This is a genomic window from Microcoleus sp. S13C4 (assembly GCF_036700865.1).
Taxonomy (GTDB): Bacteria; Cyanobacteriota; Cyanobacteriia; order Cyanobacteriales; family Microcoleaceae; genus Microcoleus.
Genome location: NZ_JAUBPS010000124.1, coordinates 1 through 8,181, shown reverse-complemented (window position 1 = coordinate 8,181; position 8,181 = coordinate 1). Strand labels below are relative to the sequence as shown.

Annotated in this window: 2 protein-coding genes and 1 pseudogene; 2 read left to right on the top strand and 1 reads right to left on the bottom strand. The window is 46.2% G+C overall.

The annotated features are described in order from the left end of the window. Nucleotides 1-177: 177 nt before the first annotated feature. Complete coding sequence (gene topA / locus QT996_RS27560; RefSeq protein ID WP_333050597.1) at nucleotides 178-2,946, bottom strand: type I DNA topoisomerase; 2,769 nt, start codon at nucleotides 2,944-2,946, stop codon at nucleotides 178-180. Between the two features lie 571 nt (nucleotides 2,947-3,517). On the opposite strand from topA, the gene QT996_RS27555 reads away from it, so the two are divergent. Both QT996_RS27555 and QT996_RS27550 read left to right on the top strand, forming a co-directional pair. Next, entirely contained in the window at nucleotides 3,518-4,189 is a 672-nt protein-coding gene (locus QT996_RS27555; protein WP_333050596.1) for a VOC family protein, read from the top strand. Nucleotides 4,190-4,359: 170 nt separating this feature from the next. Then, nucleotides 4,360-8,108 (top strand): annotated as a pseudogene (locus QT996_RS27550) (ATP-binding protein); the annotation flags it as partial. Between the last annotated feature and the right edge of the window lie 73 nt (nucleotides 8,109-8,181).

Here is an 8,181-nt window from a genome sequence, read left to right as displayed (position 1 = left end):
TGAGGACGACCAGACATTGTAATTCTCTCCTTTACTTTTTACACAAGTCTATCACATCTTTAAAAAAATGGTATTACTACAAACCTATTTTTGCCATGTTGTCTAGTGTTTAATAAATAAAGAAACCCGGTTTTTTTAATAAACCGGGTTTCGGGATGAGTGAAAACTAAACTAATTTCAGTTGGTTTTCTTCTTAGTGGCAGTCGCAGTCGCCGTCTTCTTAGCAGTCGTTTTCTTTGCTGTTGTCGCCGTTTCCGACTTCGCCGCAGTCGTTTTCTTCACGGCAGTCTCCGTCTTTTTAGCAGTCGTTTTCTTCGCCGCAGTCTTCTTCGTTGCAGTCTCCGATTTCGCCGCAGTAGTCTTAGTTGACTTCTTCGACTTGCTGCTAGATTTTCCGCCGCCCGCTGCTTCCTTCGCTGCTAACAAATCCAGTGCTTTTTGTAAGGTGAAATTCTCCACAGATTCATCCTTAGCCAAAGAAGCATTGATATCGCCGTGTTTGACGTAGGGCCCATAACGGCCGTCGTAAACATTGATAAGTTCTCCCGATTCTGGATGCGCGCCCAATTCCTTCAAAGGTGTAGCTGTTTTGCTGCTGCCGCGGGCGGCTTTCGGTTGCGCTAATAGTTCCAATGCCCGATCGAGCATTATAGTCAAAACATCATCCGGCGGTTTGATCGATCGATAATCTTTCCCCACCTTACCCTGGTCGTGAACCACATAAGGCCCGTACATACCCAAATTAGCTTGTACCTTCGCCCCCGTATCCGGGTGAGTGCCCAACAACCGAGGTAAAGTCAACAAACTCACCGCCATATCCAGCGTCACGGTATCCTTATCCGTCCCCTTCGGTAAAGAAGCCCGCTTCGGTTTCTTGTTCGTTTCCGAAACATCCCCTAACTGAACGTATGGCCCATAACTGCCAATCAGCACATAAATCGGTTCCCCGGTTTCCGGGTGAAGACCCAATTTTTCCGGGCCTTCCGTTTTTTGCTTTAACAGAAACTCCACTTGTTCCGGATCTAAATCGGCCGGCGTCAAATCTTGGGGAATCGATGCTTTTACCAGGCCTTCTTCGCTTTCAGATTCTAGGTATGCGCCGAATTTGCCGATGCAAACTTTAGCTGAAATATTCTCCAATACCACTGTTCGGGCAACTTTCGCGTCAATCTGACTTTCCTGTTCTTTGACTTGGGTTGCGAGTCCCGTTTCCCCTGTATAAAACTTTTGCAAATACGGCAGCCATTTCGCCTCGCCGGTGGCAATTTCATCCAGGGTTTGTTCCATTCGGGAAGTAAAACCGGTGTCTACTAAATCGGGAAAATGTGTTTCCAATAAAGTAGTGACGGCGAAAGCGGTGAATGTCGGAATTAGGGCGTTAGCTATTAATTTGGCGTATCCCCGATCGACAATTGTACCGATAATACTCGCATAGGTACTCGGACGGCCCACACCTTCACTTTCGAGCATTTTGACCAAAGAAGCTTCCGTGTAGCGGGCGGGAGGTTGAGTTTCGTGCCCGATCGCCCCTAAATCCTTACAATTAGGTTTATCCCCCACCTTCAGCGCCGGCAAAATCACCTCTTGGTCTTCCAACGCCGCATTCGGATCGTCGGAACCTTCCACGTATGCCCGCAAAAAGCCCGGAAAATCAATGCGTTTGCCGCTGGAACGGAAACCGGCATCTTCTACTTGAGTTTGTACCGTGACGTGAGTTTGGCGGGAATCGGCCATTTGAGAAGCCACAGTCCGCTTCCAAATCAAATCATAGAGGCGGAAATCAATGCCATCTAATCCCGTTTGCTGGGGAGTCCGAAAAGTGCTACCGGCGGGACGGATAGCTTCGTGGGCTTCCTGGGCACCTTTGCTTTTCGTCGTATATTTGCGCGGTTGGGGGCTGAGGTATTCGCTGCCGTAAAGTTCTTGCACGCAACTGCGCGCCGCTGCGATCGCCTGTTCGGACAAATGCACCGAATCCGTCCGCATATAGGTGATAAAACCGCGTTCGTAGAGACTTTGGGCAATTCGCATCGTTTCCCGCGCACCCAGCCGCAGCTTGCGGTTAGCTTCCTGCTGCAAAGTCGAGGTCGTAAACGGCGGCGACGGTTTGCGGGTGACTGGCCGTTCTTCGAGATTGGTGACAGTCCAAGGTTTGTTTTGGATGCGTGAGAGTAAAGCCCGCGCCTGTTCTTCGTTCAGCAAAAGTACGCGGCGGCCGGAGATAATTTGCCCGGTATTTTCATCAAAATCGCTGCCGTTTGCAACTTTCACATTGCCGACTGTCACGAGTTTGGCATCAAAGGAAATTTTGCCCTTTTCCAAAAGGGCTTTTAAATCCCAGTAACTACCTTGGCGGAAAGCGCGGCGTTCCCGTTCCCGGCGCACCAAAAGCCTGACTGCGACTGACTGTACTCTACCAGCGGACAAACCCCAAGCGATTTTTTTCCAGAGTAGCGGAGAGAGTGTGTAACCGACGAGTCGATCGAGAATTCGGCGAGTTTCTTGGGCTTGTACAACTCGATTGTCGATATCGCGGCAGTGAGTTAAAGCGTCGCGGATAGCTTCGCGGGTGATTTCGTGAAACACCATCCGCTTGATGGGAACTTTGGGTTTGAGGATTTGCAGCAAATGCCAGGAAATGCTTTCGCCTTCCCGGTCTTCGTCAGTGGCTAGAATCAGTTCTGTGGCGTCTTTGAGGGCGTCTTTGAGTTCTTTAACAATTTTCTTTTTATCTTTCGGGATGACGTAGAGGGGTTCAAAGTCTGCTTCCACGTTTACGCCCAGTTGCGCCCATTTTTCTCCTTTAACGGCTTCTGGTATTTCTTCGGCGGAGGATGGTAGGTCGCGGACATGGCCCATCGATGCCTCTACACGGTAGGTGGAGGGCAGGAAGTTGCGGATGGTGCGGGCTTTGGTCGGAGATTCGACGATGACTAAGGTTGACATGGCATCTTTTAAATATGGATGGCAGCGCAGCTAGAGGGTCTAAGTTAGAGAGTGTAGGTTAGATGTCAAGACTTCTTTCAATTTTGGGCGATTATTTTCAAACTACCTTAATTTTTAAGTTATTGCCGATCGGGTGGCAGGTGACAATGTGATGGGATTTTACTGCTGTGGGGGCAGAGGCTGCGAATCGCGTCTCTACAAGATGCACCGGAGGATGACCTGACTTTAGCAGAATTGTCGGTAACTGGATGTTGAGACTGCGGGATGTGGGCGGATGGTTCCTCAATCTAGTTGTAACTTGAAGCTTGGGGAAGGTTGGGGCGATCGATTGCGCGATTTTAGATTTTAGATTTTAGATTTTAGATTGGGAAAGATTGACTGAGTAGAGGTTTGGGACTATCGATTGCGCGATTTTAGATTTTAGATTTTAGATTTTAGATTGGGAAAGATTGACTGAGTAGAGGTTTGAGACTTTGGTACAGTACGCAGTGCAGCATAAGCGTGGCGATCGCAAAAAAAGCAATCACAGAGGATTAAAATTAATTGAGCGATTGATTCTCTGAACAATGCTATGACATTTGAATTCGACCATCTTTTCATCCTTACTGATATGGGTGCTTCGGAAGCTAATCGTTTATCCTCATTCGGTTTAGTGGAGGGTGGATCTCGCATTCATCGCGGACAAGGTACAACCAATCGCTGTTTCTTTTTCCATAACGCAATGTTGGAATTGTTATGGATTCACGATCCAGAAGAGGCGAAGTCTGAGCCAATTCATCAGACTCGTCTTTGGGAGCGATCGACAAATCGGAATAATGGTGCGTGTCCGTTTGGCATCTGTTTGCGTCCAGCCAAAGGTTCTGAGGACACAGTTGCATTTTCTAGTTGGGCATATCGTGCGCCTTACTTACCTGAAACGATGAGTATCGCGGTGGGTACAAATAGTGAGGTTTTGACTGAGCCCATGCTTTTCCAAATTCCCTTTGGTAAACGTCCAGATCAATACTCTACTGATAAGTCACAGCCTTTGGAGCATGGTGTTGGTTGGCGCGAAATTACTCGCGTAGAATTAGTCAGTCCTGCTGCCAATAATCCGTCACCTGAACTTCAAGCAGTGCTTGAGACAAATCAGGTCAACTTACGGATAGGAACCGAGTATTTTGTGGAGCTTGGTTTTGATGGAGAAGTGCAGGGACAACAGGTAGATTTCCGACCTGGCTTGCCGCTTATTATCAGTTGGTAATCTAAAGCCGTAAAACAATTAATAATATGGCTTCAGTATCGAACGAGCTGCGATCGTTCGTACAGAACGCGGACTGACAAGTTCAAACAGATTAAAGGCAATTGAGAACTTTCCAGGTTTACTGAGTAAACTAGAGATATACTAACCCCCAATTTATTGAGGACTGGAAAATGGAGACAATTACTGACCTGCCGGGGTATCGCATAACAGAACAACTCTATGCAGGCGATCGCACTCTAGTGTATCGGGGTGTTCGGGAGAGCGATCGCACTCCAGTCGTCATCAAACTGCTGCGAAACGAATACCCCAGCTTCAGCGAACTACTTCAATTCCGCAACCAATATACCATTGCCAAAAATCTCCACCTCCCCAGTATTGTTAAGCCACTCGATTTAGCGCCTTACAAAAACGCCTATGCTTTGATAATGGAGGACTGTGGAGGAGTTTCCCTCTGTAGTTATCTCAAGGCAGCAACTGATAAAAACCAACCCTGTAAATCTTTATCTTTAGAAAACTGTCTAGACCTAGCCTTGCAACTAGCAGATATTCTCCACTCTCTCTACCAAAACCAAGTTATTCATAAAGATATCAAACCCGCCAATATCCTGATTCATCCCGAAACTAAACAAATTAAACTGATTGACTTTAGCATCGCCTCCCTACTGCCGAGAGAAACCCAAGAAATCCATAATCCCAACATCCTTGAAGGAACCTTAGCTTATCTCTCCCCAGAACAGACAGGAAGAATGAATCGAGGTATTGACTATCGGAGTGACTTTTATTCCCTCGGTGTGACCTTCTATGAATTGTTGACAAGACAGTTACCCTTCGAGTCAGACGACCCTATGGAGTTAGTACATTGTCATCTAGCCAAAGAGCCGATTACGGTGTACGAAATCGCTCCCGCCGTTCCCCTAATTTTATCCCAAATAGTCAGTAAATTGATGGCGAAGAATGCAGAAAATCGCTATCAGACTGCATTAGGACTCAAGCACGATTTAGAGATTTGTATTGCTCACTTACAAAAAACAGGTAACATTGAGATATTTACATTGGGAACGCGGGATATTACAGACCGTTTCCTCATCCCCGAAAAGCTCTACGGCAGAGAAATTGAAGTGGATAATTTATTAGCTGCTTTTGAAAGAGTCAGTAGGGGCAGCACGGAAATGATGCTGGTGGCAGGTTTTTCGGGCATTGGTAAAACGGCAGTCGTGAATGAAGTTCATAAACCGATAGTTCGTCAGCGCGGTTATTTTATTAAAGGCAAATACGACCAATTTCAGCGCAACATTCCTTTCAGTGCTTTTGTGCAATCATTTCGAGATTTGATGGGGCAATTATTGAGCGAGTCCGATGCTAAAATTGAACACTGGAAGACTAAAATCCTGGTAGCATTGGGCGACAACGGACAAGTTATTATTGAAGTCATTCCCGAACTAGAACGGATTATCGGACAACAACCCCCTGCCCCCGAATTATCAGGGATAGCTGCTCAAAATCTGTTCAATTTACTCTTGCAAAAATTTATATCTGTCTTTACCACAAAAGAGCATCCCTTAGTGATGTTTCTGGATGACTTACAATGGGCAGATTCGGCATCTTTAAAGTTGATGAAGTTCCTCATAGGTGAATCCCAGTCCAGTCACCTGCTACTAATTGGAGCCTATCGAGACAATGAAGTTTCCGCTGCCCATCCCTTGATGTTGACCCTAGATGAAGTCACTAAGCTGTTTAGCATTTAAACTGGGTGTTGCAGAGGCTGAAACCCTTTACTGGCTTAGATAGTATCGAAAATTTAAATGGTGAACAGCTTAAAACAGGGGCAACGGTCAATACCATCACACTTGCACCTCTGGCTCGCACCAGTTTGAATCAATTAGTAGCAGATACGCTGACTTGTTCTCCTAAATTAGCAGAACCGCTGACGGAATTGGTGTATCAGAAAACAAAAGGCAACCCATTTTTTGCGACGCAGTTTCTCAAGGCCTTGTATCACGATGGATTAATTGTTTTCGATATCAAAGCAGGCTATTGGCACTGCCATATTAGCCAAATTACAGAAGCAGCACTGACGGAGGATGTAGTTGAATTCATGGCGCAGCAGTTACAGAAATTGCCCGTTGAAACTCAGTCAGTTTTAAAAGTAGCCGCTTGCATGGGCAATCAGTTTGATTTGACAACATTAGCAATTGTTTCGCAAATCTCGGAGACGGAAACGGCAACGGCATTGTGGAAAACTTTACAGGAAGGTTTTCTTTTACCTCAGAGTGAGATTTATAAATTTTATGTAGGGGAAGAAGAAAAGCTCGATCGATCTACTTCTCAAACGGTTGCCTATCGCTTCTTGCACGATCGCGTCCAACAAGCTGCATATTCTCTAATTCCAGATTCACAGAAAAAAGCAACGCATCTCAAAATTGGACAGTTACTCCAGCAAAATTGTCCCGAAATAGAGCAAGAGGAAAAACTGTTTGATATTGTCGGGCATTTGAATCGAGGAATTGAGTTAATCACCCAACCGAGCGAACGAGAAGCCTTAGCTAAACTCAACTTGGCAGCCGGTTGTAAAGCCAGAAATTCTACCGCCTACACGGCAGCCAGAGTTTATCTACAAGTGGGGGTTGAGCTACTGACAACCAAGTGTTGGCAAAGCGAGTATGAATTGACTCTGAACCTCTATGTTGCTGCTGCTGAAGTCGCCTATTTGAATGCTGACTTTGATGGCATGGAACAGATGGCAGCACGGGTGTTACAGAATGCCCCGACAATCTTAGACAAAATCAAAATTTACGAAATTCAAATCGCTGCCCAGACAGCACAGAGCAAGTCACTAGAAGCCATTGCAGTAGCAAGAGATGCACTCTGGCAATTGGGGATTGAACTACCCACTGCACCTGACGAAGCCTTGATTAGCCAAGCGCTACAAGGCGTTGCTAGCCAACTCCAAGGTAGAACGATTGATCAACTGGTGAATCTGCCTGTGATGAGTGATCCTCAGACTCAGGCAGCTATGCCAATATTGGCGATGTTATATGCACCCATTCTCCAGGGAATCCCAGGCTTAGTGCCCCTACTTAGCTCCACGATGGTAAGTTTATCGCTCTCCTTTGGGAATGCACCCGCATCAACAGTGGGCTATGCGATTCATGGACTGGTATTAAGTGCTTTTTTGGGAGAGGCACAAACGGGATATAGCTTTGGTAAATTAGCCCTCTCATTGCTTGATCGGGTCAATGCACGAGAATTTAAGTGCATTACTCATAATATGTTTGGGGCATTTATTCAGCATCATCAAAATGCTATGAGGGCAGGGATAGCAACGCTGAAAGAGGGCTTTATAGCTGGCATGGAAGCGGGCGATTTTCTTAACGCTGGCTACAACATAGCTACTTACAGCTACATCAACTTTTACGGTGGGGTAGAGCTGGATACTTGGGAACCGGAACTTGCAGGCTACAATGCTACCTTGGCTCAGGTGAAGCAATATTCTGCTCAGACTTATTTGCGTATGGAGCAGCAGATGTTGCATAACTTGAGGGAAGTGGTGAACCAGCCGGATTGCTTAATCGGAACTGCCTATGATGAAACGGTGATGATTCCTAAGCACTATCAGGATCATGAATTCAGTGCGATCGCCCTTGTGTACATTTACAAGCTGCTGCTTGCCTACTCATGGGGCAATTATCCGGCTGCCTTAAACCACATTTGTCAAGTCAAGCCGTATGTGATGGCATTATCGGGATTGGTTCATGTTCCTGCTTTCCATTTCTATGCAGCCCTGACGTATCTGGCAGTGTTTTCCACACAGCCAGAAACCGAGCAAACTGAAACTCTCGCCCTAGTGGAAGCCCATCAAACCACTCTGCATCAATGGGCGCAAAATGCTCCCATGAATCATCTGCATAAGTGGTATTTATACCATTTTGCCAAATAAGTGCTACAATGTCAGGTCAGAAAATTAAGGGATTTTTTATGAAGGTCAACTATCA

Bases quoted from the DNA above. Each gene is read 5' to 3' on its own strand.
- QT996_RS27555 (WP_333050596.1), top strand. From the start codon at position 3,518: ATGACATTTGAATTCGACCATCTTTTCATCCTTACTGATATGGGTGCT.
- topA (WP_333050597.1), bottom strand. From the start codon at position 2,946: ATGTCAACCTTAGTCATCGTCGAATCTCCGACCAAAGCCCGCACCATC.